This window comes from Nocardiopsis sp. NPDC058789, from assembly GCF_042745575.1.
GTDB lineage: Bacteria > Actinomycetota > Actinomycetes > Streptosporangiales > Streptosporangiaceae > Nocardiopsis > Nocardiopsis eucommiae.
Map to the genome: position 1 here is coordinate 1 of NZ_JBHYOW010000002.1, position 23,706 is coordinate 23,706.

A 23,706-nucleotide genomic window follows, 5' to 3' on the forward strand; every position below is an offset into this window, starting at 1 on the left:
CGGGGGCCCCCCCGCGGGGGGGGCGGCCCCGGGGGGGGGGTGGGGGGGGGGGGGGGGGGGGGGGGCCCCCGGGGGGGGGGGGGGGGGGGGGGCCCCCCCCCCCCCCACCCCGGGAGGAGCGGGCGCGGTCAGCCCTGCTCGGCGTCCGTGGGCGCGGCCTTCGTGACGGCGTGGCCGCCGAACTGGTTGCGCAGGGCGGCCACGACCTTCATGGCCTGACTGTCGTCCTGGCGGGAGGCGAACCGCGCGAAGAGCGAGGCGGTGATCGCCGGGGCGGGGACCGCGAGGTCCACGGCGGCCTGGACCGTCCAGCGGCCCTCGCCGGAGTCCTGCACGTATCCGCGCAGCTCGGAGAGGTCCGGGTCCTCCTCCAGCGCGCGGCCCAGCAGGTCCAGCAGCCAGGAGCGCACGACGGTGCCCTCACGCCAGCTCTCGAAGGTGCCGGGGACGTCCTTGACGATCCCCGAGGCCACCATCAGCTCGTAGCCCTCCGCGAAGGACTGCATCATGCCGTACTCGATGCCGTTGTGGACCATCTTCACGAAGTGGCCCGCGCCGACCGCTCCGGCGTGCACGAAGCCGCCGCCGTCGTCGGGGGTCAGGGAGTCGAAGACGGGGCGCAGGCGCTCCACGTCCTCGGCCCCGCCGCCGACCATGATCCCGTAGCCGTTCTGGCGGCCCCACACGCCGCCGCTGACACCGGCGTCGACGTAGCCGACGCCCTTGGCGGCGAGCGCCTCGGCGCGCGGCGCGTCGTCGACGTAGTGGGTGTTGCCGCCCTCGACGACGATGTCGCCCTCGGAGAGGAGGTCACCGAGCTCGGAGACGATCGCGGCCGTCGGTTCGCCGGACGGGACCATCACCCACACCACGCGGGGGGCGTCGAGGCGGTCGACCAGTTCCGACAGGGTCTCGACGTCGCGGGCGCCGGGGGAGACGTCGTAGCCGACGACGTCGTGCCCCTTCTCACGCAGGCGGGCGGCCATGTTGCCGCCCATCTTGCCGAGACCGATCATTCCGAGTTGCATGTGTACTCCCCTGGGGCACCTGTGGACATGTGGAAGCCGACCGGCCCGTGGCGCTGTGCACGGGCCGGGCGGCGGACGCTCGTCGGTGGAACGGGCGTTCCGGTCAGCCGGAGAGGCGGACCGGCATGATCAGGTAGCGGTACTCGGGGGAAGCACCCTCCTCAGCGGGCTTCCCGGTGAGGATCGCGGGCTTGGTCGAGGTGGTGAAGTGCAGGCGGGCCACGTCGGTGCCGATGGCGCCCAGCCCGTCCAGCAGGAACCCGGAGTTGAAGGCGATCTGGATGTCCTCGCCGTCGAGGTCCGCCTCCAGGGTCTCCACGGCCTGCGCGTCCTCACCGGTGCCCGCCTCCAGGACCAGCGCGCCCTGGGTGAAGGCGAGCCGCAGCGGGGTGTTGCGCTCGGCGACCAGCGAGACGCGCTTGACAGCCTCGACGAACTCGGAGCGGCTGACCTCCGCGACGGTGTTGAAGGTGTCCGGCAGCAGGGCGCGGTACTTGGGGAACTCACCGTCGAGCAGACGCGTGGTGGTGCGTCGGCCGCCGCCCTCGAAGCCCATCATGCCCTCGCCGGTCTCGCTGCCCGACAGGGCGATGGAGACCTCGGCGCCCGAGGTGAGCGACTTGGCGGTGTCGTGGAGGGTCTTGGCCGGAACCAGCGCGACCGCGGACAGGTCCGGGTTCTCCGGCTTCCAGTTCAGCTCGCGGACGGCGAGGCGGTAGCGGTCGGTGGAGGCGAGGGTGATGGTCTCGCCCTCGATCTCGACCCGGATGCCGGTGAGCATCGGGAGCGTGTCGTCACGGCCGGCCGCCACGGCGACCTGGCTGACGGCGGCGGCGAAGGCGTCGCTGCCGACTGTCCCGCTCACGCCGGGCATCTCCGGGAGGGACGGGTAGTCCTCGACCGGCATCGTGTTCAGGGTGAACTTGGCGCTGCCGCAGCTCACGACGACCTTGGGGCCGTCCGTGGAGATCTCCACAGTCTGTGGAGGAAGGTTGCGGGTGATCTCGGCGAGGAGGCGTCCGGAGACCAGGGTCTGCCCGGGCTCCTCGATCTCGATGTCGACGGAGACCTGCGCGGAGACCTCGTAGTCGAAGCCGGACAGGCGCACGCGCTGTCGGCCGTCGATCTCACCCGCGTCCAGCAGGATTCCGGCGAGGACCGGTACAGAGGGACGCGAGGGCAGTGTGCGCGCTGTCCAGGCGACAGCGTCGGCCAGTACGTCGCGTTCGACCCGGAACTTCACTCTCCGACTCACTTTCCGCCCGACCGGGGACCGGTCGCAGCCTCAACGTTGCAGCTCGTGGGTGTCTCGTGGATCCGCCGGGGGCGTGTCCCCAGGGTGTGGACGGCGTCCGCGACGAGGGCGGACCGTGCCGCTGGAGCGGTCTCGGACTCCGTAGGGGTCACCGCTCAGATCCGGGCGGCGGAGGACAGGGGCGAGACCACACGTTACCCGGATTCACCCGCTGCCGCTGACAGCTCGGGACTGACCCGCCGTCACCTCGATCTCAGGCGTTTGTCCACAGATTTTCCGCGAAGCTGTTTTGACGCCACATCTTGGTTAATGAAAGTGCGTCGTAGTAGTAGGGCCTGTGGATAGTGTGGATAACCCTTGTTCTCGCAGGTCAGACTGCGAATTTTTGTCCACAGGGCCTGTGGATGACCCTGTGCGTAACTCGGGCCCGCTGTGGACAACCAGAGGGCCCCTCAGCTTGTCCACAGAGCGTCCACAGGTTCGTCCACAGCTTTTCCCCAAGTTGTCCACAGTGCCTGGGGGTTCCGTGGTCCGATCATCGGTGGCCGTGTCCACAGGGCGACCCTGGGTTACCCACAGGCGCGGGGCTGTTGTCCACAGGTTATCCACAGGGTTGTCCACAGAATTCGACCCCTCTCTGTGGATAACTCCGCCGAGAAAACCCCAAACTTTTTTTCGGAGCCCGGCACAGAGCGCGCGAACCTGGACAAAGAGTCTGTGCACAGGGTTTTCCACAGGTCCTTCGCGAAGCGCTGGTCCCGTTCCTCGTCACGGCCCCTGACCGACGCCCTTCACCCCCGCTGTGGCCAGCGCAACAGGCTCCGCACACCCGGGAAACCAGGGGAAACAGTGCGTGTCCGGTACGCACCGTACTGCTCGGCCACGACACGGACGTACCTCTCCCCAGGGTGCCAACACCCACACAAGCCTGTGGATAACTCGGCCCGGGTGGTTTCGGGGGAGCCCCGGAGACTGTGGACAGGCGCGAGCGTGCGCACGGAGGCCCACCGGCGCGGTCACGGGCCTCCCGACGGGCGCGGGACGGGGAGAGAAGTCGACACGTCGACTCGGGGACACGTCGACAGGCGGACACGGAGACACGGGGACAGGCGCACGGACCGGGGGCCCGCGGGTACCCGGAGACACCCCCGGACACGGCGGAGGGGCGGGCCGCCGCACTGGCGGGCCCGCCCCTCCGGTCGTCGTACGCCCGGCACGTCGGTCAGGTCAGCGAGGGCTGGTCCTTGATCCGGCTGGTCAGCTCGTGCACCTGGTTGTAGATGGAGCGGCGCTCCGCCATCAGCGCCCGGACCTTGCGGTCGGCGTGCATGACCGTGGTGTGGTCCCGGCCGAACTGCTGCCCGATCTTCGGCAGGGAGAGGTCGGTGAGCTCACGGCACAGGTACATGGCGATCTGCCGGGCCGTGACCAGGACCCGGGACCGGGAGGTCCCGCACAGGTCCTCCAGGCTCAGCCCGAAGTAGGCCGCGGTCTGGGACATGATCGCGCTGGCCGTGACCTCCGGGACCTCGGCGTTGGGGACCAGGTCGCGCAGTACCTGGCCGGTCAGGTCCAGGTCCACGGACTGCCGGTTCAGGCTGGCGAAGGCGGTCACCCGGATCAGCGCCCCCTCCAGCTCCCGGATGTTGGTGGAGATCTTGCTGGCGATGAACTCCAGGACCTCGGGCGGGGCCGCCAGGCCCTCCTGCGCGGCCTTCTTCCGCAGGATCGCGATGCGGGTCTCCAGCTCCGGCGGCTGGACGTCCGTCAGCAGGCCCCACTCGAACCGGCTCCGCATCCGGTCCTCCAGCGTGGTCAGCTGCTTGGGCGGCCGGTCACTGGAGATGACGATCTGCTTGTCGGAGTTGTGGAGCGTGTTGAACGTGTGGAAGAACTCCTCCTGCGTCTGCTCCTTGTTCTCCAGGAACTGGATGTCGTCCACCAGGAGCACGTCGATGTCCCGGTAGCGGCGCCGGAACCCGTCCGCCTTGCCGTCCCGGATCGAGTTGATGAACTCGTTGGTGAACTCCTCCGAGCTCACGTACCGCACCCGTGAGCCCTCGTAGAGCCGGTGCGTGTAGTGGCCGATGGCGTGGAGGAGGTGGGTCTTGCCCAGTCCCGAACCGCCGTGGATGAACAGCGGGTTGTACGCCTTCGCGGGGGCCTCCGCCGCAGCGACCGAGGCCGCGTGCGCGAACCGGTTGCTGGAGCCGATGACGAAGGTGTCGAAGGTGTACTTCGGGTTCAGCCGCGCGTGCTCACCGGGCGGGATCTCCTGGGACCGCCCGGGCGGAGAGGTCGGGGCGGGTGCCGGTGCGGACGGTGCGGCGGGTTCGCTCTCCTCCGCCGCCGGGGGATCAGCCACGGGCTCGACGGGCGCGGGGGCGGCCTCGTGCGCGCTCGGGGCCGGTTCCGCGACGGGCGCGGGCTCCGGGCCGGGCCTCGGGGCCGGGCTCTCCCAGCGGTTGGGCTCGTCCCACGACGCGTCCGACCAGCTCTGCTGCTGCCACAGCTGCTCCTGGGCGGGCTGTTCCCATCCGGTGGCCGAGGCCGCGGGGAACGCCGTCCGGTGCCCCTCCTGGGGGCGCGCGGGGGGATCGGGGAGCGGCTGCTGGGCGCCGTGCGCGGGGAGGTCCGTGGCGGGCCGTGCCGGTGCGGGGGCCGGACCCTGGGAGGACCGCTCCGGAACGTGCGGGGCCCGGCCGTCAGCGGTCACGTGCCCGTGCTGCTGGGGCGCCGGTCCCTGCTGGGGCGCCGGTCCGCGTTCGGCGGGCCGCGGGCCCTGGGCGGAGGAGGCGGGGCCGAGCAGGTCGGCCTGCGCCTCCTGGGCACGCGCGTGCCCAGGGTGGGCGCCGAGCGCCTCGGACGGGTGCGGGGCCTGCGGCCGCTGGGGTGCGTCGAAGGGGTGCGGTCCGGCTGGACGGGCGTGCTGGCCACGGGGTTCGTGGACGGAGGGCTGGTCGGCGCGGCCCGGCGCCGGGGGCTGCTCGGGCGGCGCGGAGAGCGACGTGTGCGCGCCCGTGTCCCTGCTCACTCCGTAGGGGGAGGGAGTCGGGGGAGGGGTGGGCACGGCGGTGGGGTCCACGGTGACCGCGACCCGGATCTCCCGTCCCAGGTGTGCCGAAAGCGCCTTGCTGATCGCCGGGTAGAGGCGCGTCTCCAGGACCTTCTTGGTGAACTCGTTGGGCGCCGCGATCAGCGCCGTGTCCTCGATCAGACCCAGCGGACGGGTCTGCGGCAGCCAGGCACGCTGGTGTGCGGGGAGGGAGTCGTGGTCGATCCCGTCCAGCACGCTCGACCAGACCATTGCGAGGTTGACCTGTGCTTCAGCCAAGGTGACCTGCCATGGTTGCTGTCCCTTCGGTGCGGATCTGTTCGGTGCGGTGGGAGGCGGTGAGGGGACGGGGGGCGTTCGGTCCGGCGTGTCTCTGGGGGCGGGGACCCCACGGGGCCCACACGTCCCATTGTCCTCCCCTGAGGGAGGTGCCGGGCCGGGGTTCCGGTTCGCGGGCGGTCGTTCGGGTCGTGCGCGGCCTGTGGACAACGGACGCGAAGTCTGGAGTCCAGGAGTGTGACTACCTTCGGGTATCCACAGCTTCCGGAGGTTGTCCACACCTTGTCCACAGGTTTATCCACAGGATGGCAGACCCCTGTGTGTATCGGGAGGTTATCCACAATCCCCAGTTCAGGGGGTGTGTACAGCGATTGTCCACAGGTTTGGGGTGGCTGTGGACAGTCTCGGGGGTGAGTTATCCACAGGTTGAGGTTATCCACAGCCCCCACCCCTTGGGGAAGTCTCACACGCTGTGGACAACCGGTTGTCCACAGGGAGGCGGGTAGACTGTGGCCGGTGGCGTCCGCCACCGGTCGAGCCGGGCCCCGGCCTCCCCTCGCGGGACGGTCAGCGGGGCCGATTTGACCACGACCCGACCAGGTCGTATGTTCTTTATGCTTATGCCGACGATTCTGCCTGCGCTCGTGCCAGCCACGAAGTCGCGGCCTCGTCGCACGCACTGTAAGGCCCCGCATATCCTGGGGGTCTGTCGTAGTACTTTCCTGACACGCCCCTGGAGCCAGTAGTGAGCAAGCGTACGTTTCAGCCGAACAACCGGCGTCGCGCGAAGGTCCACGGCTTCCGGCTGCGCATGCGTACGCGCGCCGGTCGCGCCATCATCGCCTCGCGACGTCGTAAGGGACGCGCCGCGCTGACCGTGAGCCACTAGGCCACGTCAAGCCTCAAGTCTTCACTGGGACCGGTCCGGCCTTCTCGCCGGTCGGTCCCTTTGTCGTGGGGCACGGAACCGGTAGCCGGGGGCCGTGCCGCACCCCTCTCCCGGAGGAACCCCGATGTTGTCGCCGGAGAACCGGATGCGCCACAGCGCCGAGTTCGGAACGGTCATGCGTTCCGGTCGGCGCTCCTCGCGTGACGCTTTGGGCGTCATCTACCTCGCTCCCCGGAAACCGTCCGGCGACAGTGACCACACCGACGCACCGGCACCGCCGCGCGTCGGTTTCGTCGTGAGCAAGGCCGTCGGGGGAGCCGTCGTCCGCAAACGCGTGCAGCGACGCCTCCGGCACCTGATGCGCTCACGGTTGGCTGTTCTGCCAAACGGTAGCCTGCTGGTAGTGCGGGCCAGGCCCTCGGCCGCGAACCTGCGGCAGGCGGACCTGGCGGTACAACTCGACAGCGCGATCGCCGCGGCGCAGCGTCCCCGTGGGGCCGACAAGCGTCGGCGCGGCCGCGGGGGCCCACGCCCCGAACCGGTCGGGTCGGCGAAGAGTGAAGCAGACGGTGACCGTCGCCCCCAGGAGGGCGCAGAACGGTGGGCGCAGCAATGACCGAGCACAGACCGACGTCGTTCGCACGGCTGCTGATCCTGCCCATCCGGGGGTACCAGCGCTTCATCAGCCCGCTCTTCCCCCCGGTCTGTCGTTTCTACCCCTCGTGCAGCGCGTACGGCGTCGAGGCGCTGCGCGTCCACGGGGGGCTTCGCGGGTTGTGGCTGACGGTCAGGCGCATCGCCCGCTGCCACCCGTTCAACCCGGGGGGTCTTGATCCGGTTCCGCCGCCCAAGGGGCGCCGGAACGAGGAGTCCGAGGAGTCTACGGGCGGAACCGGGCACACCGGCACCGCTTCCGGGGACCAGTAGCTGAACCGAATCACCGAGGAGTTGGCCGGTGCTGGACTGGCTTTACAACATCATCGGCCACGTGTTGGTCTGGATCCACTCGGGTCTGACCATCGTTGGCCTGAACCCCGACAGCGGGTGGGCGTGGGGCCTGTCCATCGTGCTGCTGACCTGCCTGATGCGTCTGCTGATGGTGCCGCTGTTCGTCAAGCAGATGAACACGCAGCGCAAGATGCAGGAAGTGCAGCCGAAGATCATGAAGCTTCGGGAGCGCTACAAGCACGACAAGGAGCGGCTCCAGCGGGAGTCGATGAAGCTCTACCAGGAGAGCGGCACCAACCCCATCATGGGCTGCCTCCCGCTGCTGCTCCAGATGCCGGTCTTCTTCGCCCTGTTCAGCGTGCTGCGCAGCGTGGCCGAGGGCAAGGTGCAGTTCGGCTTCACCCAGGAGCTCGCGGACAGCGCCCGTGAGGCGCTGATCTTCCACGCCCCGATCGCCGCCCAGTTCAACACCCCGGCGGACGAGCTGCGGGCGCTGGGCGCGACCGACCCCATCATGGCCAAGGTCGTCATCGCCATCGCGTGTGTGGTCATGGGCGTCACGACGTTCCTCACCATGCGTCAGAGCATCAAGCGCAGCATCGCGCAGCAGCCTGACAACCCGATGATGCAGACCCAGAAGATCATGATGTACATGGCGCCGGCCTTCGGGCTCTTCGGCCTCATGATGCCGATCGGTGTGCTGGTCTACTGGGTCACCTCCAACGTGTGGACGATGGTGCAGCAGCACTTCCTGTACCGGAACCAGCCCGCGCCCGGCACGGACGAGTCCTCGAAGGGCTCCTCCTCGAAGGGTTCGGCCAAGGGCATGCTCGGCCGCAAGAAGGCTCCGGAAACCGCTCCGGAGCCGGTGGAACAGCCTAAGATCGAACGCAAACAGCCGAAGAAGCAGACGCGTTCCAAGCGCGGCGGCGGCGCCAAGTAGGGCCTCCCTGTTTCGTGTCGGCGTTCACGACTTTCGAGTGCGCAGGCGAGAATGCCCCTGAGGCGTACGGCGGCCAGGGACTGACGGATAGAGGAGACGGGATCGCTGTGGGACGTAGCGAGGAAGAGAGCGGTGGTGTGGCGGTGGCTGACGCACCTGAGGCGGGAGTCGACGTCGAGGCCCTGGAGAACGAGGGCGACATCGCCGCGGACTACATCGAGGGTCTGCTCGACATCGCGGACTTCGACGGCGACATCGACATGGACGTCGAGGGCGACCGCGCGATGGTTTCCGTCGTCGGGGCGACCCTGGACGAGCTGATCGGTCAGGACGGCGAGGTCCTGGAGGCGCTCCAGGAGCTGACCCGTCTGGCCGTCCACCGGGCCACGGGTGAGCGCAGCCGACTGATGCTGGACATCGGCGGCTACCGCGACGGCCGCCGGAAGGTGCTCTTCCAGATCGGCGCCGAGGCGGCCACGAAGGTCAAGGAGACCGGCGAGGTCCACCCGCTGGAGCCGATGACGCCGTTCGAGCGCAAGGTGGTGCACGACGCGGTCGCCGCGGCCGGACTGCGCAGCGAGTCCGAGGGCGAGGAGCCCAACCGCTACGTGGTGGTCCACCCCGCCGACTAGGCGACGGACGGGCGGTCGAGGGGCGGTGTTTCACGTGAAACACCGCCCCTTCGTCATGCCCGGAGGGGCGGTGGGTCACCGGCGCGGGACCCACCCGGACGGAGGTCCCGGGACCGAGTCGGACGCAAGGGGTGTTTCACGTGAAACACCGGTGCGGCCCCCGCGTAGGATCGTCTGCGGGGACCTTCCCACCACGAGTCGTCCCACCCTCGGTACCCCCGGGGTGGCTCCGCGAGTGGAGTCGCGAACCACACGATCCGTGTGGGGGAGGGACGAACCCCCATGCGCGCGGTCGGCCGCGATCCGACGCGCGCTTCCCGCGTCGTTCGGTCCCTGTCCCCTTGTGGACAGGTCGACATGACGACCCAACGGTTCATGGAAGTGACGATGGACGAGTTCCGACAGGTGGTGACCGATGACCTCGGGCACTGAGGAGCCCGGCGCCACGCTCCCCGCCCCGCCCCCGGAGGCGGTCGCGGTCTTTGGCGACACCCTGCCCGTGGCGACCCGTTACGCCGAACTGCTCGCCGACGACGGGGTGCGTCGCGGGCTGATCGGCCCGCGCGAGGTGCCCCGCCTCTGGGAGCGGCACCTCATCAACTGCGCCGTCGTGGAGGAGCTGATCCCCGAGGGCGCCGAGGTGGTGGACATCGGTTCCGGTGCGGGCCTGCCGGGGCTGGTGCTGGGTCTGCTGCGCCCCGACATCAGGATGATCCTCCTGGAGCCCCTGCTGCGGAGGACGGTCTTCCTCGACGAGGCGGTCCGGACCCTGGGGCTGACCAACGTGGAGGTGCGCCGGGGGCGCGCCGAGGAGGCGCACGGCGAGCTGTACACCGACTTCGTGACGGCCCGTGCGGTGGCTCCGCTGGCCCGGCTGGCCGGTTGGTCGCTCCCCCTGCTGCGCAAGGACGGCAGCCTGTTGGCCCTCAAGGGGGAGCAGGCGGAGGCCGAACTCGCGGAGGCCCGGGAAGACGTTTCGAAACTGCGCCCTGGCGTGAGCGATGTGATCAGGGTGGGGCGGGGTAAAGTCGATCCCGCTACCACGGTCGTTCGCGTCACGGTGACATCCGACGGTGGCCCGCCCGCGTCGGGAGGCTCCCAGAAGAAGGCGCGGAACGGCAAGAAGAAGCGCGGACGGAAGAGGTGAACTCATTCGTGCCCCAGAACCCAGCCGACGACGCCGGTGTTTCACGTGAAACACCGGCGGGCGCCTATGGAGACCTGCTCGATGTTTCACGTGAAACACCGATCGACTCCACGGCGGGCCAGCCCCCTGTTTCACGTGAAACATGGAGTGGCGAGGCGGCCCCCGACAGCGTCCCCGACACTCCTCTCGCCCGGGCGGCCCGAGCCGCGATGACGGGCCGTGCGCACGAGGACCCCTGGCCTCGTCCCAAGGCCTGCCGGATCATCAGCGTCGCCAACCAGAAGGGCGGGGTCGGCAAGACCACCACGACGGTGAACATCGCCGCCGCCCTCGCCATGAACGGACAGCGCGTCCTCGTGGTCGACCTCGACCCGCAGGGGAACGCCTCCACCGCTCTCGGCATGGAGCGCGACACCCAGACCCGGTCCATCTACCACTGTCTCGTCGAGGACGAGGAGATCCGCAAGCTGGCCCAGCCGGTTCCGGACATCCCCAACCTGTGGTGCGCTCCGGCCACCATCGACCTCGCGGGCGCGGAGATCGAACTGGTCTCCCTCGTGGCGCGGGAGGCCCGACTCAAGCGGGCCTTCGCGGCCTACGACACCTCGGACCTCGACTACATCCTCATCGACTGCCCGCCCTCGCTCGGCCTGCTGACGGTCAACGCGATGGTGGCGTGCGACGAGGTCATGATCCCGATCCAGTGCGAGTACTACGCGCTGGAGGGGCTCGGCCAGCTTCTGCGCAACGTGGAACTGGTCAAGTCGCACCTGAACACGGGACTGTCGGTCAGCACGATCCTGCTGACGATGTACGACGGTCGGACCCGGCTCGCCCAGCAGGTGGCCGACGAGGTGCGCTCGCACTTCGGAGAGCTCGTCCTGAAGTCGCTGGTACCGAGGAGCGTCCGTGTCTCCGAGGCGCCCAGCTACGGGCAGTCCGTCATGACCTACGACCCGGGATCGACCGGAGCCGTGGCCTACCTGGAGGCGGCGCGAGAGATCGCCTTCCGGGCCGAGGGGCTCAACCCCGGCTGACGGTGGTTGTTTCACGTGAAACACCCCGCCCGGTCGGCGCGGCCGACCGGGCGGGCGGAAACTCACAAGGAGTGTGGAGGGAGTTGCCGGTGAGCCAGCAGCGGCGCGGACTGGGCAAGGGGCTGGGGGCGCTCATCCCGCAGGGGCCGACGGCCCCCGCGCCGGTGGACGTCCGCGACACGGTGGTGTCCGTCCCCGAACCCCCTGCGGCCCAGGGGCCGACGGAGATGCCGGACGGGACCTACCTGGAGGAGGTCGAGCTCGGCTCGATCACCCCCAACCCCCGTCAGCCCAGGACCTACTTCGACGACGAGGCTCTGGACGAGTTGCGGGACTCGATCATCGAGGTCGGTCTGCTCCAGCCCGTCGTGGTCCGCAAGCTCGAAGGCGGGGAACAGCCCCGCTACGAGCTGATCATGGGGGAGCGGCGGTTCCGGGCGAGCAAGCTCGCGGAGTTGGACCGCATCCCCGCGATCGTGCGTCGGACGGACGACGACGAACTGCTCCGGGAGGCGCTCCTGGAGAACCTGCACCGGCAGCAGCTCAACCCGCTGGAGGAGGCGGCCGCGTACCAGCAGATGCTGGACGACTTCGGCACCACCCAGGGGGAGCTGGCCCAGCAGGTCGGGAAGTCGCGTTCGCACATCGCCAACACGCTGCGTCTGCTCAACCTCCCGGGGAGGGTGCAGACGCGGGTGGCGGCCGGGGTGCTGAGCGCCGGTCACGCGCGTGCCCTGCTGTCGATCGACGACCCGGAGGCGCAGGAACGCCTCGCGAAGAGGGTCAACGACGAGGGGCTGTCGGTCCGGTCCCTGGAGGAGATCGTCGCGCTCCGGGAGATACCGGACGAGGACAAGCCCCGAAGGGCCTCCGCCGGGCGGATTGACAACCCCCCGCAGATCGAGGAGTGGGCCACCCGTCTGGGTGACCGGCTGGACACCACGGTGAAGGTGGACATCGGCCGGAAGAAGGGCAAGATCGTCGTGGAGTTCGCGACGATGGAGGACCTGGAGCGGATCATCGGTCAGATGGACCGCGAGAACTGACCTCTCCACCCTCGCGAGTGATGGCGGTGTTTCACGTGAAACACCGCCATCGTCGTGTCCGCCGTCAGGGTGACGGCGGTGTTCGGAGGGGCTGTTTCACGTGAAACAGCCGGTCAGGGGGTCGCTGGCCCACTGATCGCGCCCTCAGGTCGCCCGTGAGTGGCCCAGGGGGTGCAACCCTGGGGTGAGTCCGACTGGACGCCAAAAGGCCCCCAGGCTTCGCCTGAGGGCCTCTCGTGCGTGTGTGCGGTGCTCCGGGTCAGAGGAACTCCGCCAGCTCCTTCTCCAGGAGTCGCTTCGGCTTCGCGCCGATGATCTGCTTCACGACCTCGCCGTCCTTGTAGACGTTCATGGTCGGCAGCGACATGACGTTGTAGGCGCGGGGCGTCTCGGGGTTCTGGTCGGTGTTGACCTTGACGACCTCGATCTTGTCGCCGTGCTCAGCGGCCAGCTTGTCCAGGACCGGGGCCATCTGCTTGCAGGGACCGCACCAGTCGGCCCAGAAATCCACCAGGACGGGCTTGGCGCTCTTGAGGACGGTCTCCTCGAAGGAGGCGTCGGTGGCGTTCTTCACGGTGGACACTGCTTGGTTCTCCTTGGTTCGACGAAACCGGGTGAGGGGGGCCGGGGAGTCTAGTTGCCGAGGGCTGCGAGGAAGCGCTCGGCGTCCAGCGCTGCGGAACAGCCGGTACCCGCGGCGGTGATCGCCTGACGGTACTGGTGGTCGACCACGTCGCCCGCGGCGAAGACGCCTTCGAGGTTGGTCCGCGTGGACGGGGCGTCCACCTTCACGTAGCCCTCCTCGTCCAGCTCGACCTGCTTCTGGAAGAGCTCCACGCGCGGGTCGTGGCCGATGGCGACGAACAGGCCGGTGACGTCCAGCGTGCTGGCCTCGTTGGTCTTGTTGTTGACGAGCTTGAGGCCGCTGACGCGGTCCTCACCGACGACCTCGACGACCTCGGTGTCCCAGAGGAAGCTGATCTTCTCGTTGGCGAGGGCGCGCTCCGCCATGATCCGGCTGGCGCGCAGCTCGTCGCGGCGGTGGATCACCGTCACCGACTTGGCGAAGCGGGTGAGGAAGAGGGCCTCCTCCATGGCGGTGTCGCCGCCGCCCGCCACCGCGATGTCCTGGTCGCGGAAGAAGAAGCCGTCACAGGTCGCGCACCAGGAGGTGCCCCGGCCGGACAGTTCCTTCTCACCGGGCACGCCGAGCTCGCGGTAGCCCGAGCCGGTGGCCAGGATGACGGTGTGCGCGAAGTAGGTGTCACCGCCGACGGTGACCTCCTTGACCGGCTTGGTCAGGTCCACGTCGGTGACGTCCTCGGGGACCAGCTCGGCGCCGAAGCGCTCGGCCTGCTTGCGCAGGTTGTCCATGAGGTCGGGGCCCATGATCCCGTCCGGGAAACCGGGGAAGTTCTCCACGTCGGTGGTGTTCATGAGCGCACCACCGGCCGTGATGGACCCCTCGAACACCAGCGGGCGCAGTTCCGCGCGCGCGGCGTACACGGCAGCGGTGTACCCCGCCGGTCCGGAACCGATGATGATGACATTGCGGACGTCACTCACGCTCTAGGCCCTTCACACAGTCGCTGCCCGGCCACGGTGGTGTGACAGGGAAAGATGGTTAGCACAACCGATGGTAGGCGCACGCCATTCCCGGTCCGACATCCGTGCAGCGTACGGGGGTGGGGTATGGGACTCAGCCCTTCCCGGACCCCGGCCACCGGACCGCCCGGACCGCGAGGGCCAGGCCCCCGGCGAGAGCCCCCCACACGGCGTTCACGGTGAGCACCGAGAGCACCGCGAGGGGGTGAGTGAGCGGCACCCGGAACCCCTCACCGAGGAGCGGCGACAGCACCGCGCCGAGCAGGACCGCGAGCACCCCGTAGGCGACACCCGCGCAGACGAGGGTGACGAAGGGCCGGGGCACGTGCGCCACGATCACGGCCGCAACCCACGCCACCGTCACCAGCAGCGTGACGCCCAGCTGTGCCCAGGGGGCACCGATCGTCTCCGTGACCCCGGTGACACTCATCAGGGGGCGTACCAGGGCCAGTGCCCCCAGGCTCAGGACCAGGGGCCAGGGCACGCCGGGCGGGGCTCCGGTGGCCGGGGCCGGACGGTGGTTCATGGGGTCCCCCTCGTGGATTCTGGGGCGGCGGACGCCGCGACGACCTCCCGCACGCTACGGACGGGGCCTGCTCGGGGCGTCCGTCGCGTATCCCCTCCGGGTACGTCGAAACGCGTAGCCGGACGCGCCCGCGAACAGGGGTGCCGACGGGGCCGGGCTCCGTAGAATCACGGCATGCCCGACCGCCCCGGCCCGCGCGGCCAGCAGGACCCGTCCGGCTCCACCGACCGCACCGGCCGCCAGGCCGTCGTCGTCGACGCCCTCCTGGGGTTCGCCGTCTTCGCGGTGGTGGCGATCGCGATCGGGGCCGGGATCGGCGGGGGAGACCTCCCACCGACCGTGGCCTACGCGTTCGCGACCGCGCTCGGACTCCTCATGCTGGTCCGGCGCCGCTGGCCCCTGGCGGTCCTCCTGCTCACCGCCGTCCTGCTCATCGTCTACTACGTGGCGGATCTGCCGGTGATCGGGCTGGCCGTGCCCGCGGCCGCCGCGCTGTACTCCGCCGCCCTCTTCGACCGCACCCGGTGGGCCGTCGGGACCGCGGCGGCGCTCGTCGTCGTCTCCACGACAGCGAGGCTGGCCGAGGGCCAGGACCCGGCCTTCCTCCTCGGGTACGAACTGGTGTCGACCGTGGCCATCATGGGTGCGGCGATCGCCCTGGGGGACGGGGTCCGCCAGAGGGCGGAGGGCGCCCGCCAGCGCGAGTTGATCGCCGTCCTGGACGCCCAGGCGAGGGAGGCGGAGTCAGCCGAACTCCTGGCCCGCGAACGCGCCCGGATCGCGCGGGACCTGCACGACGCGGTCGGCCACCACCTCTCCGTGGTCTCCCTGCACACCTCGGTGGCGGCCGAGGCCCTGGAAGAGGGGGCGGTGGACGCACCGGTGGCCCGGGCCGAGCTGGACCACGTCTCCCAGGCGGCCCGGGAGGGACTGCGTGACCTGCGTTCCACGGTGCGGGCGCTGCGCGACCCCGGGCCACGGAGCGACAACGGGGACGGGGTCGAACGGGTGGCCGGGCTCGCGCACCTGGACGACCTGGTGGCCTCCGTGCGCGCGGCGGGGCTGACCGTGCGGGTGACCGGCGAGGGTGGTCCCGAGCTGCCCGGTCTGGTCGACGCCACCGCCTACCGGGTGGTCCAGGAGGCGCTGACCAACACGCTCAGGCACGCGCGGGCCGAGACCGCCGAGGTGGTGCTCGAACGCGCGGAGGAATCGCTCACGGTGACAGTCTCCGACGACGGGACCGGGCCCCTCCCCGGCGGGGCGCGCCGGGAGCCGCTCGACGGCGGGCGCGGCGGAACGGGGCTCGCGGGGATGAGGGAGAGGGTCCGGATGGTGGAGGGGACCCTGGAGGCGGGGCCGGTGCCCAGGAGCGGGTACCGGGTCCGCGCGCGGCTGCCGCTCGGGGGCGGGGAGTGAGCGCGCCGACGAGGGTCCTGCTCGTGGACGACCAGGAGCTCGTCCGCGCCGGTGTGCGCTCCCTGCTGGAGCGCGAGGGTGACATCGAGGTGGCGGCGGAGGCCGAGGACGGCCGCGCGGCGCTGGTCGAGGTCGACCGCCACCGCCCGGACGTGGTGCTGCTGGACCTCCAGATGCCCGTCATGGACGGGCTCGCCGTGCTCCGGGAACTGGAACGTCGACGTGTCGACACGTCGGGCCGCCGACATGTCGACACCCGGGTGGTGGTCCTCACCACCTTCGGCGAGGACGCCAACGTGTTCACCGCGCTGCGCCTGGGCGCCGCCGGTTTCCTGCTCAAGGACGCCAGGCCCCGTGAGCTGCGGGACGCGGTCCGCACGGTGGCGGCGGGGGAGGCCCTGCTGTCGCCCGGCGTCACCCGGCGCGTCATCGAACGCCTCGCCGGGAGCGAGCCGCCGCCCGAGGCCGTCGCGCGGCTGGAGGCGGTCACCTTCCGGGAGCGCGAGGTGCTGGCCCTGGTCGGGCGGGGGATGTCCAACCAGGAGATCGGGGCGAAACTGCACCTGAGCCCGGCCACCGCGCGCACGCACGTGGGCCGCCTCCTGGCCAAGCTCGGGGTGCGTGACCGCGTGGGGCTGGTGGTGCTCGCCTACGAGAGCGGGCTGGTGCGCGCGGGGGACGGCCGCTGAGGACGGGCCGCGCCACCGGTGGCGCGGTCGCCTACAGGGGACGCTCGGAGAGCACGCCGCCTCCGGGGTCCCCGTCCGTGCAGCTGCTCGGGTCGAGGACCACCACTCCGGCGCCGTCCTCGTCCCGGGTGAAGAGGACCCACGCGGGTCCGGGACCGTCACCGGCGTCGTAGAGGGCGTCGTCGACCAGGGTGACCCGTGTTCCGGCGTCCTTCTCGAAGCGGGTGACGCACTCCTGCGCGTCGGCGGTCAGCTGCGTGAGCTCCTGGGTGCCGGTCTCCTCCTGGGCGCCCTCCGTCGCCCGCGAGGCGGCCAGGACCTCCGCCGCCTGGGAGCCGAGCCGGTCCTCCGTGTAGACCGTGCCGCTCGCCACCGAGGTCGCGGAGTAGGACTGGGCGGTGTCAGGTGCCGACTCGGACTCGGACTCCTCCAGCAGCGGCGACGCGGCGGTGGACTCCTGCTGGTCGTTCATCTGCCCGTTGAGGATCGCGGCGCCGCCACCGACCACGAACACGGTCACGGCGGCGATCGCCATCAGGTGGGGGAGGCCGAAGCCGCGCCGCCGGTTGAGGGGGACCACCGGTGCCAACGTCTCCGCCCCGGGGCCCTCGGACGCGTCCGACGCGTCGGAGGCCGAGGAGTCGGCGAGAGGGGGTTCCCCGGCCGTCGGGGTCGCGGAGCGTTCGCGCACCGCCTCGGCCACACGCCCGTCGAGGAGGTCCGCGACGTCCTGCGGCAGTGCCGGAACGGGCTCGTCGGCGAGGACGCGGGTGACCCCCGAGAGTTCGTCGAGGACCGTGGCACAGGACGCGCAGGTCTCTATGTGGGTGGCAACGAAGCGTTCCTCGTCGGGGTCCAGAAGGTCCTCCGCGAAGAAGGCGAGTGCCTCCACGTCAGGATGGGACGTCACGATGGGTTGGCACCTCCTCTCCCAGATGTGACGTCTCGGGGAGGCTGAGGGTTCCTTAGATGGGCCAGTGAGGGAAGAAGTTTGGCGCGACCTCGCGCACACCGGCTCTTGACGGTGCCCGACGCGACCTCGAGGATCTCCGCCGCCTCGTCCACCCGGTAGCCGAGCATGTCCACGAGGGTCAGCGCCATCCTCTGGTCCAGCGGGAGGAGTTCCAGTGCGGCGTGCACGTCCAGCCGGGCCTCGGTCTGCGCGGCGTGGTCGTGTCCGCCCCCGGAACGGCTCAGGCGGTCGTTGGAGATGACGTCGAGGGTCTCGTCCTCCGTCGGGGTCGCCGGACGCACCTTGCGGCGTCTGAGGCGGTCGTGGCAGGCGTTCACCACGATGCGGTGCATCCAGGTGCTCACCTGCGACTCGCCGCGGAACCGGTCGGCGGCGCGGAACGCGGACATGAAGGCGTCCTGGAGGGCGTCCGAGGCCTCCTCGGGGTCGCCCATCATCCGGACGGCGACAGCCCACAGGCGCTCACGGTGACGGCGAACCAGTACCGCGAACGCCTGTTCGTCACCCTGAGCGTGCCTCGACAACAGCTCCGTGTCAGGAAGCTCCTGGGCCGCGTCCATCAGCGCTGATCACATACCCCACAAAGTAGAACTAGGTCCCGCGAACCTCGACCTCGTTAATGGTCCCACGGAAGCGTCCGTCGTCCGAGGGCAGGTCGGTGAACCAGACGAGGACGTACCGGCCGGTCGCGGCCTCGTCCAGGGTGACGGTCTGCTCACCGCTGACCTCGCCCTCCCACGCGGAGGGGAGGTTGGCGTCCAGGCTGGCGTCGTCGGAGACGGCGTTGCTGTCACCGACCCTGATCTGGACCCCGTAGGAGCTCGAGGGCACCACCAGGTCGACCTCGTGGACCTCCTGGCTGGAGCCCAGGTCCAGGAGCAGGCCGACACCGGACTTCTCGGTGCCCATCGGGTCGTTGTAGCCCTCGGTGTTCCAGGCCGTGCTGGGATCGCCGTCGTGGGCCAGCGGCGCGTTCTGCCCGTGCTCGGAGTTGTCGCCCAGCGGGTCGAAGCCGTCGGAGTCGGAGATGTCCAGGACGCTCAGTTCGGCGTCGGCCGGGGTGTCCTCGGTCGCGCTGACGCTGGGGTCGGCCTCGCCGTCCGTGCCGGAGTTCATCATCGAGCCGAACGACCAGGCGCCGACGACGACCGCCACGAACAGCACCACCGCGACCGCGCCGACCAGGACGCGTTTGGTGGACGAGCCCTCCTCACGGGAGGCGCGCTGGTCCATGCGGGAGGGTGCCGGGCGGGAGGCGCCGCGGGCCGGGGCGGCGGAGGTGCGGCTGGTGCGGCGCTGGTTGTTGGTGGCGTCGAACTCGCCCGTGCGCCGGGAGGTCCCGGGCTCGGGCGGCGCGGCCTCGGCCGGGGAGACCGGCAACGGGATGAGCCGGGGGACCTCCGCCATGGCGGCGCAGAACTCGGCCGGGCTGGAGATGGGCGGGCCGGGCACCATCTGACCCACCAGCTGCGGCAGGGCCGCGCGGGTGGTGATGGAGGCCAGGGGTTCGCCCACGCCCTGTCTGAGCTGACCGGGCGGGTAGGGGCCCATCGGCCCCTGGGGTGCGCCGGGCAGACCGCTCTGCGGACCGCCGGGCCAGTACCCCGTGAGGGCCGCGTAGAGCAGGTTGCCCAGGCCCTGGGCGTCGACGGCGGCGGGCTGGGGGACGTTGTTCCCCAGCAGGGCGGCGTCCACCCCGATACCGGTGACCTTGACCGCTCCGCCGCTGCTCCACATGAGCTTGCTCGGGGTCAGGCACAGGTGGTGCAGGCCTCCCGCGTGCGCGGCGGCGATGGCCTCGGCGGCCTCGGCCACCAGACCGGCGGCGCGCTCGGGCTCCATCGGGCCCTGCGCGAGGAGTTCGGCGAGGGAGGAGCCGATGACCCACTCCTCGACGACGTAGGGGACGGGGGTGGTGTCGTCGGCGTCGAAGACCTGGGTGACGCGGGCGTCGGGGATACGGCTCGTCGCGCGGGCGGCGCGCACCACTTCGGACGTACGGGGGAAACCCTCCGCGAAGGTCCACACCGCGACGGGGCGCGCGAGCGTCTCGTCGGTGGCCTTCCAGCGGGTCGCGCCACCGGTCTCGCTCACCACGGTGTCGAGTCGGTAGCGGTTGGCCAGCTTCGCCCCGGGTTCGATCAGGAAGGTGCTCATGATGGGAGTGACGGGTGACAGTGCCGTGGTTCGCGTGGCGCCGTCGCGGGCGTACGCGCGGGGGTTCGGCGCTGTCTGCTGTCCCCAGCCTCCCTTCGGGCAGCTCGGATAAACGATGCTCTGGCGGTAAAGCGGTGTCTGTCCATGCTAGGACGCTTGAACAGCCTCTTTGGAGGACACCGGATGGTCACGCTTCTTCCGGGACGTACCCGGGCGCGACCACCCAACGTCATCCATTACAGGTGATCAGCGGCGTCGTAGCCGGGTTCTGACCAAATCAAGGAATGCTGTGACTTCAGTCACATTGAGGAACTTGGCGGCAACCACGAACAGTACGGCACCGACCAGTCCTCCGGCCACCATCGACGCGAGGGCGGGCCACACGTCGCCCGGCAGGCCGCCGAGGGCGAAGATCATCAGGACGCCGAACGCCGCCGCCGGAACCGTGGCCACGTGCAGCTTGAACAGCGTCACCGCGGTCCGTCGGCCGTCGAGCCCGTTCAGCCTCCTGTTGAGGAGGTACCACATGATGGCCGAACCGACCACGTAGTAGAGACCGTAGGGCACCGGCAGCCACACGACGATGTCCTGCGGGTTGTCGGCCATGAAGTACAGCAGGCTGAGCGCCGTGACCGCGTGGGCGATCTCGGACGGGATCGACACCAGCGCCGGGGTCCGCGTGTCGCCCAGCGCGTAGAACACGCGCATCTGGAGCTGGAAGAGCGTGAAGGGGATCAACATCACGCAGAACACCATGAGGATGCGCCCGATCGCCGCCGCGTCCTCGGCGCTCGTGCTGCCCTGCGCGTAGATCATCACGCAGAACGGGACCGCGAAGACGATCATCGCCACCGCGATGGGCACGATCAGGACCGACGAGAGCCGGAAGCCCCGGGAGAAGTCGCTGCGCACCTGGTCCTTGCGCCCGGCCGCGACGTGCTCGCTCATCCGGGGCAGCAGGGCGGTGATCACCGAGACCGCGATGATCGCGTACGGAAGCTGGAACAGCATCGACGCGAACTTGTACGCCGCGATGCCCGAGCCGGTCTCGTAACCGAGGTCGGCCGCCATCGAACCGGCGCGCGTGGCGACGTTGGTGGAGACGAGCGCGCCCACCTGGGCGACGACGATGTAGAGCATCATCCACGAGGCCGCGCTGGCGGCCTCGCCCAGCCCGGAACCGCGCAGGTCCAGGCGGGGACGCCAGCGGAAGCCCGCGGCGGCGAGCGCCCAGACCAGCACGCCCGCCTGGACGACCTGGCCCACCGCGGTGCCGAGGCCCAGCAGGGCGAGCTCGCCGGAGGTGATGGTGTCCGGCGTCCGGCCCGGACCGGCCAGGGACAGGAACCACAGGCAGACGCCGATGATGACGACGTTGTTGAGCACCGGCGCCCACATCGGAGCGCCGAACTTGTTGCGCGCGTTCAGCATCGCGCTGGCCAGGCCGCTGGCGCCGATGAAGAAGATCTGGAGCACCAGGTAGCGGGCGAGGATCACGGAGACCTCGTACTGGGCCCCGCTGAACCCGCCCGCGTAGATCCGGATGAACCACTCCGCGATCAGCACCGACACCAGCGTCAGCACGAACAGCGCGAGCAGCATCAGGGTGACCAGACGCTGCTCCGTCCGGTCACCGCCGTCCGCGTCCAGCTTGCGCCGCTTGACCAGGAAGGGCACGAACACGCTCGCCAGCAACCCGCCGATGAGCAGGTCGTAGATCATGTACGGCACCATGCCGGCGGTCTGGTACGCGTCACCCAGCAGCTGGGTGCCGATCGCGGCGGCGAGCACGATGGTGCGGACGAAGCCCGTCACACGCGAGGCGATGGTGCCGACCGCCATGATCGCCGTCGACTTGGCGATGTTGCCCGGACCGGTGTGCGTCGCACCGCCGATCTCGTCGCCGTCCTCCAGGCCCGCGCGGTCCGCCGTGCCGACGTCACCGATCTCGCTGGGATCCCGGACCGTCCTCAGGCCGGTCTCCGGCTCGGTCCGGGGTTCGGCGCGCTCGTAGGCGTCGAGCACGTCCTCGGGCATCACCAGGTGGTGCCGGGGCGCGCCCTCGTGGGTTTCCTCGGGTCCGGGCTCCGGACCGTCGGCGTGCTGGCGGGGATGATCGCTGGACACCGTGGGGTGGTCCTCTTCCTCTGACTCTTGCGGCTGGGGTGTCCGGCGGGGGCGGGGCCGGAAGGGCTCACGGCATCTATCGACGCAGGCGGCCGCGGATGAGTTCCACGGCGGAGCTCAGCTCGGGGACGCGCAGCAGTCGGGCGGAGAGCAGGAACAGCAGGGCGCCGACGGCACAGCCGACGAGGGGGGCGCCGACGTTGGTGGCCAGACCGGGTCCGACCCGCGTCTCGAAGAACCAGAGCACACCGAAGCCCGCCGCGATGCTGGGTACGACGGCCAGGTGCAGCCGCAACAATGTGCCCATCACGTGCTTTCCGTCAAGTCCCCCGATCCGGCGACTGAGGATCTGACCCGCGATGGTCAGGCCCGACAGGAACGAGAGCATGAAGCCCGAGGCGACGCCGACGACGACCAGGTTCGGCGGCAGGAGCAGGTAGGCGACGAGGGCCAGACCGCTGTGAACGGCGAGGTTGGCCAGGCCGATCAGGGCCGGGGTACGGGTGTCGCCCATGGCGAAGAACACGCGCAGCATGAGCTGGAACACGGTGAACGGCAGCAGGCCGAGCGACATCACGGCGAGGATCTGGCCGATGGCGGCCGCGTCCGCGACCGACACCGAGCCCCGGGCGAACGCCAGGATCGACAGCGGTTCCGCGAACATCGCGACGGCGAAGGCGATCGGGACGAGCACGAACGCGGAGACCCGCAGCGTACGGGAGAAGTCGGAGCGGACGGAGGCCCAGTCGCGGTCGTCCGCGTGCGCGCTCATGCGGGGGAGCAGGACGGTGATCAGCGAGACCGCGATGATCGCGTACGGGAGCTGGAAGAGCTGGTACGCCAGGTTGTAGGCGCTGATACCGGCACCGACGTCCAGGCCCTGCTCGATGCTGGCCACGTTGGCGGCGTTGGCGATGTTGGTGGTGATCCACAGGCCCGCCTGGGTCAGGAGGGTGTAGAGCATCATCCACCCGGCGGTGCGCAGCGCCTCACCGAGACCGGAGCCGCGCAGGTCCAGGCGGGGGCGCCAGCGGTAGCCGGTCCGCGTCAGGGCGACGAACAGGACCAGGGCCTGGAGCGCCATGCCGGCGGCGGTGCCCGCGCCCAGCAGGGTGAGCTCGCCGGTGGAGACGGTCTCGGGGGTGCGGCCCGGACCGGCCACGATCAGGAACATCGCGGCGACGCCCATGATGACGACGTTGTTGAGCACCGGGGCCCAGACCGCCGCGCCGAACTTGCCGCGCGTGTTGAGCATGGCGCTCAACAGGCCGCTCAGGCCCACGAAGAAGATCTGCGAGAGCAGGAAGCGGGCCAGGTAGACCGACGCCTCGAACTGCAGGGGGGTGAAGCGGGAGCCGTACAGCCAGATCAGGGCCTCGGCGGCCAGGATCGCGACCGTGGTCACCAGCAGCAGCGCCAGCACCATGGAGGTGAACAGGCGGTCCTCGGTGGCCTTGCCACCGTCGGCGTCGCGCTTGCGCCGCTTGACCAGGAACGGGATGACCACGGAGGCCATCAGGCCGCCGATGAGCAGGTCGTTCAGGATGAAGGGGATCGTGTGCGCCGTGTGGTAGGCGTCACCGAGCAGGTGGGTGCCGATGGCGGCGGCCAGCACGATGGTGCGGGCGAAGCCGGTGATGCGGGAGGCCATGGTGCCGACGGCCATGATCATGCTGGACCGCATCATGCCGCCGGAGTCGGAGCCCTCCGGCGGGGCGGGTGCCTCGGGCTCGGGGAGCTCGCCCTCCTCGTAGGAGGGGGTCGGGCCGCCGGTGGGGCGGACGGCGCTGTCACCGGGCATGGGGCCCTCGTGGGGAGGCCCGGTGTGTTTGGGCGTGTGACGGGGGGACTGCTCGTCGCCGTTCGGGGAGTCGGTGACCACCGTGGATCAGGGTTCCTTTCGTCTGCGGGGAGGGTTCGGGCCGCGACGCCGTGGGGACGGCGCTGCGGA

At 70.3% G+C, this 23,706-nt stretch carries 21 protein-coding genes; 10 read left to right on the forward strand and 11 right to left on the reverse strand.

Annotation, left to right across the window (positions count from 1 at the left end; translation table 11 throughout):
- Window positions 1-128: 128 nt before the first annotated feature.
- The 3 genes from gnd to dnaA form a co-directional block, all read right to left on the reverse strand.
- Window positions 129-1,028, reverse strand: a complete 900-nt coding sequence (gnd, locus tag ACFW3L_RS02150; protein ID WP_378735406.1) for a phosphogluconate dehydrogenase (NAD(+)-dependent, decarboxylating) — start codon at window positions 1,026-1,028, stop codon at window positions 129-131.
- Window positions 1,029-1,131: 103 nt separating this feature from the next.
- Entirely contained in the window at window positions 1,132-2,271 is a 1,140-nt protein-coding gene (gene dnaN / locus ACFW3L_RS02155) for a DNA polymerase III subunit beta (protein WP_378735408.1), read from the reverse strand.
- 1,234 nt (window positions 2,272-3,505) lie between these two features.
- Window positions 3,506-5,590: a chromosomal replication initiator protein DnaA gene (gene dnaA / locus ACFW3L_RS02160; RefSeq protein WP_378736152.1), complete on the reverse strand. Its 2,085-nt coding sequence runs from the start codon at window positions 5,588-5,590 to the stop codon at window positions 3,506-3,508.
- 772 nt (window positions 5,591-6,362) lie between these two features.
- Here dnaA and rpmH point away from each other — a divergent pair.
- The 8 genes from rpmH to ACFW3L_RS02200 all read left to right on the forward strand — a co-directional run bounded on the left by rpmH (window position 6,363) and on the right by ACFW3L_RS02200 (window position 12,259).
- A complete protein-coding gene (rpmH, locus tag ACFW3L_RS02165; RefSeq protein WP_014909187.1) occupies window positions 6,363-6,506 on the forward strand; it encodes a 50S ribosomal protein L34 in 144 nt (47 codons plus the stop codon).
- Between the two features lie 124 nt (window positions 6,507-6,630).
- Window positions 6,631-7,122, forward strand: coding sequence for a ribonuclease P protein component (gene rnpA / locus ACFW3L_RS02170; RefSeq protein ID WP_378735411.1), 492 nt, complete (start codon window positions 6,631-6,633; stop codon window positions 7,120-7,122).
- Window positions 7,119-7,433, forward strand: coding sequence for a membrane protein insertion efficiency factor YidD (gene yidD / locus ACFW3L_RS02175; RefSeq protein WP_017545702.1), 315 nt, complete (start codon window positions 7,119-7,121; stop codon window positions 7,431-7,433). The genes rnpA and yidD overlap by 4 nt, the downstream gene beginning before the upstream one ends.
- Window positions 7,434-7,461: 28 nt before the next feature.
- Window positions 7,462-8,397 (forward strand): membrane protein insertase YidC, encoded by a 936-nt coding sequence (gene yidC / locus ACFW3L_RS02180; protein ID WP_378735413.1) that lies wholly within the window; start codon window positions 7,462-7,464, stop codon window positions 8,395-8,397.
- 143 nt (window positions 8,398-8,540) lie between these two features.
- The gene (locus ACFW3L_RS02185) at window positions 8,541-9,029 is read left to right on the forward strand and encodes a protein jag (RefSeq protein ID WP_378735415.1); all 489 of its coding nucleotides are present in this window, start codon (window positions 8,541-8,543) and stop codon (window positions 9,027-9,029) included.
- A 415-nt stretch (window positions 9,030-9,444) separates the two neighbouring features.
- Complete coding sequence (gene rsmG, locus ACFW3L_RS02190; RefSeq protein ID WP_378735417.1) at window positions 9,445-10,176, forward strand: 16S rRNA (guanine(527)-N(7))-methyltransferase RsmG; 732 nt, start codon at window positions 9,445-9,447, stop codon at window positions 10,174-10,176.
- A 209-nt stretch (window positions 10,177-10,385) separates the two neighbouring features.
- On the forward strand, window positions 10,386-11,213 hold the full coding sequence (locus ACFW3L_RS02195; RefSeq protein ID WP_378735419.1) for a ParA family protein: 828 nt from the start codon (window positions 10,386-10,388) through the stop codon (window positions 11,211-11,213).
- A gap of 89 nt (window positions 11,214-11,302) precedes the next feature.
- Window positions 11,303-12,259, forward strand: a complete 957-nt coding sequence (locus tag ACFW3L_RS02200) for a ParB/RepB/Spo0J family partition protein (RefSeq protein WP_378735421.1) — start codon at window positions 11,303-11,305, stop codon at window positions 12,257-12,259.
- Window positions 12,260-12,518: 259 nt separating this feature from the next.
- On the opposite strand, the gene trxA is transcribed toward ACFW3L_RS02200, so the two are convergent.
- The 3 genes from trxA to ACFW3L_RS02215 all read right to left on the reverse strand — a co-directional run bounded on the left by trxA (window position 12,519) and on the right by ACFW3L_RS02215 (window position 14,390).
- Entirely contained in the window at window positions 12,519-12,842 is a 324-nt protein-coding gene (gene trxA, locus ACFW3L_RS02205; RefSeq protein ID WP_378735423.1) for a thioredoxin, read from the reverse strand.
- Between the two features lie 50 nt (window positions 12,843-12,892).
- The gene (gene trxB, locus ACFW3L_RS02210) at window positions 12,893-13,825 is read right to left on the reverse strand and encodes a thioredoxin-disulfide reductase (protein WP_378735425.1); all 933 of its coding nucleotides are present in this window, start codon (window positions 13,823-13,825) and stop codon (window positions 12,893-12,895) included.
- 133 nt (window positions 13,826-13,958) lie between these two features.
- Window positions 13,959-14,390 carry a hypothetical protein gene (locus ACFW3L_RS02215; RefSeq protein WP_378735428.1) on the reverse strand — a complete coding sequence of 144 codons (432 nt, stop codon included), beginning with the start codon at window positions 14,388-14,390 and terminating at the stop codon, window positions 13,959-13,961.
- A 174-nt stretch (window positions 14,391-14,564) separates the two neighbouring features.
- Here ACFW3L_RS02215 and ACFW3L_RS02220 point away from each other — a divergent pair, with 174 nt between their 5' ends.
- Both ACFW3L_RS02220 and ACFW3L_RS02225 read left to right on the forward strand, forming a co-directional pair.
- Window positions 14,565-15,809, forward strand: a complete 1,245-nt coding sequence (locus tag ACFW3L_RS02220; RefSeq protein ID WP_378735430.1) for a sensor histidine kinase — start codon at window positions 14,565-14,567, stop codon at window positions 15,807-15,809.
- Entirely contained in the window at window positions 15,806-16,498 is a 693-nt protein-coding gene (locus ACFW3L_RS02225; protein WP_378735432.1) for a response regulator, read from the forward strand. The genes ACFW3L_RS02220 and ACFW3L_RS02225 overlap by 4 nt, the downstream gene beginning before the upstream one ends.
- A 31-nt stretch (window positions 16,499-16,529) precedes the next feature.
- Here the strand turns inward: ACFW3L_RS02225 and ACFW3L_RS02230 are convergent, their stop codons facing one another.
- The 5 genes from ACFW3L_RS02230 to murJ (ACFW3L_RS02250) all read right to left on the reverse strand — a co-directional run bounded on the left by ACFW3L_RS02230 (window position 16,530) and on the right by murJ (ACFW3L_RS02250) (window position 23,637).
- Complete coding sequence (locus ACFW3L_RS02230) at window positions 16,530-17,390, reverse strand: hypothetical protein (protein WP_378736154.1); 861 nt, start codon at window positions 17,388-17,390, stop codon at window positions 16,530-16,532.
- 14 nt (window positions 17,391-17,404) lie between these two features.
- On the reverse strand, window positions 17,405-18,031 hold the full coding sequence (sigM, locus tag ACFW3L_RS02235; RefSeq protein ID WP_352388541.1) for an RNA polymerase sigma factor SigM: 627 nt from the start codon (window positions 18,029-18,031) through the stop codon (window positions 17,405-17,407).
- 31 nt (window positions 18,032-18,062) lie between these two features.
- The gene (locus tag ACFW3L_RS02240; protein ID WP_378735435.1) at window positions 18,063-19,628 is read right to left on the reverse strand and encodes a protein kinase family protein; all 1,566 of its coding nucleotides are present in this window, start codon (window positions 19,626-19,628) and stop codon (window positions 18,063-18,065) included.
- A 246-nt stretch (window positions 19,629-19,874) separates the two neighbouring features.
- The gene (gene murJ, locus ACFW3L_RS02245) at window positions 19,875-21,665 is read right to left on the reverse strand and encodes a murein biosynthesis integral membrane protein MurJ (RefSeq protein ID WP_378736156.1); all 1,791 of its coding nucleotides are present in this window, start codon (window positions 21,663-21,665) and stop codon (window positions 19,875-19,877) included.
- Window positions 21,666-21,831: 166 nt separating this feature from the next.
- A complete protein-coding gene (gene murJ / locus ACFW3L_RS02250) occupies window positions 21,832-23,637 on the reverse strand; it encodes a murein biosynthesis integral membrane protein MurJ (RefSeq protein ID WP_378735437.1) in 1,806 nt (601 codons plus the stop codon).
- Window positions 23,638-23,706 lie beyond the last annotated feature (69 nt).

What these genes read in the sequence shown, in the direction of transcription:
- gnd (WP_378735406.1), bottom strand. Translation starts at nt 1,028, where the DNA reads ATGCAACTCGGAATGATCGGTCTCGGCAAGATGGGCGGCAACATGGCC.
- dnaA (WP_378736152.1), bottom strand. Translation starts at nt 5,590, where the DNA reads ATGGTCTGGTCGAGCGTGCTGGACGGGATCGACCACGACTCCCTCCCC.
- rnpA (WP_378735411.1), top strand. Translation starts at nt 6,631, where the DNA reads ATGTTGTCGCCGGAGAACCGGATGCGCCACAGCGCCGAGTTCGGAACG.
- yidD (WP_017545702.1), top strand. Translation starts at nt 7,119, where the DNA reads ATGACCGAGCACAGACCGACGTCGTTCGCACGGCTGCTGATCCTGCCC.
- rsmG (WP_378735417.1), top strand. Translation starts at nt 9,445, where the DNA reads ATGACCTCGGGCACTGAGGAGCCCGGCGCCACGCTCCCCGCCCCGCCC.
- ACFW3L_RS02195 (WP_378735419.1), top strand. Translation starts at nt 10,386, where the DNA reads ATGACGGGCCGTGCGCACGAGGACCCCTGGCCTCGTCCCAAGGCCTGC.
- ACFW3L_RS02215 (WP_378735428.1), bottom strand. Translation starts at nt 14,390, where the DNA reads ATGAACCACCGTCCGGCCCCGGCCACCGGAGCCCCGCCCGGCGTGCCC.
- ACFW3L_RS02220 (WP_378735430.1), top strand. Translation starts at nt 14,565, where the DNA reads ATGCCCGACCGCCCCGGCCCGCGCGGCCAGCAGGACCCGTCCGGCTCC.
- sigM (WP_352388541.1), bottom strand. Translation starts at nt 18,031, where the DNA reads ATGGACGCGGCCCAGGAGCTTCCTGACACGGAGCTGTTGTCGAGGCAC.
- ACFW3L_RS02240 (WP_378735435.1), bottom strand. Translation starts at nt 19,628, where the DNA reads ATGAGCACCTTCCTGATCGAACCCGGGGCGAAGCTGGCCAACCGCTAC.
- murJ (WP_378736156.1), bottom strand. Translation starts at nt 21,665, where the DNA reads ATGCCCGAGGACGTGCTCGACGCCTACGAGCGCGCCGAACCCCGGACC.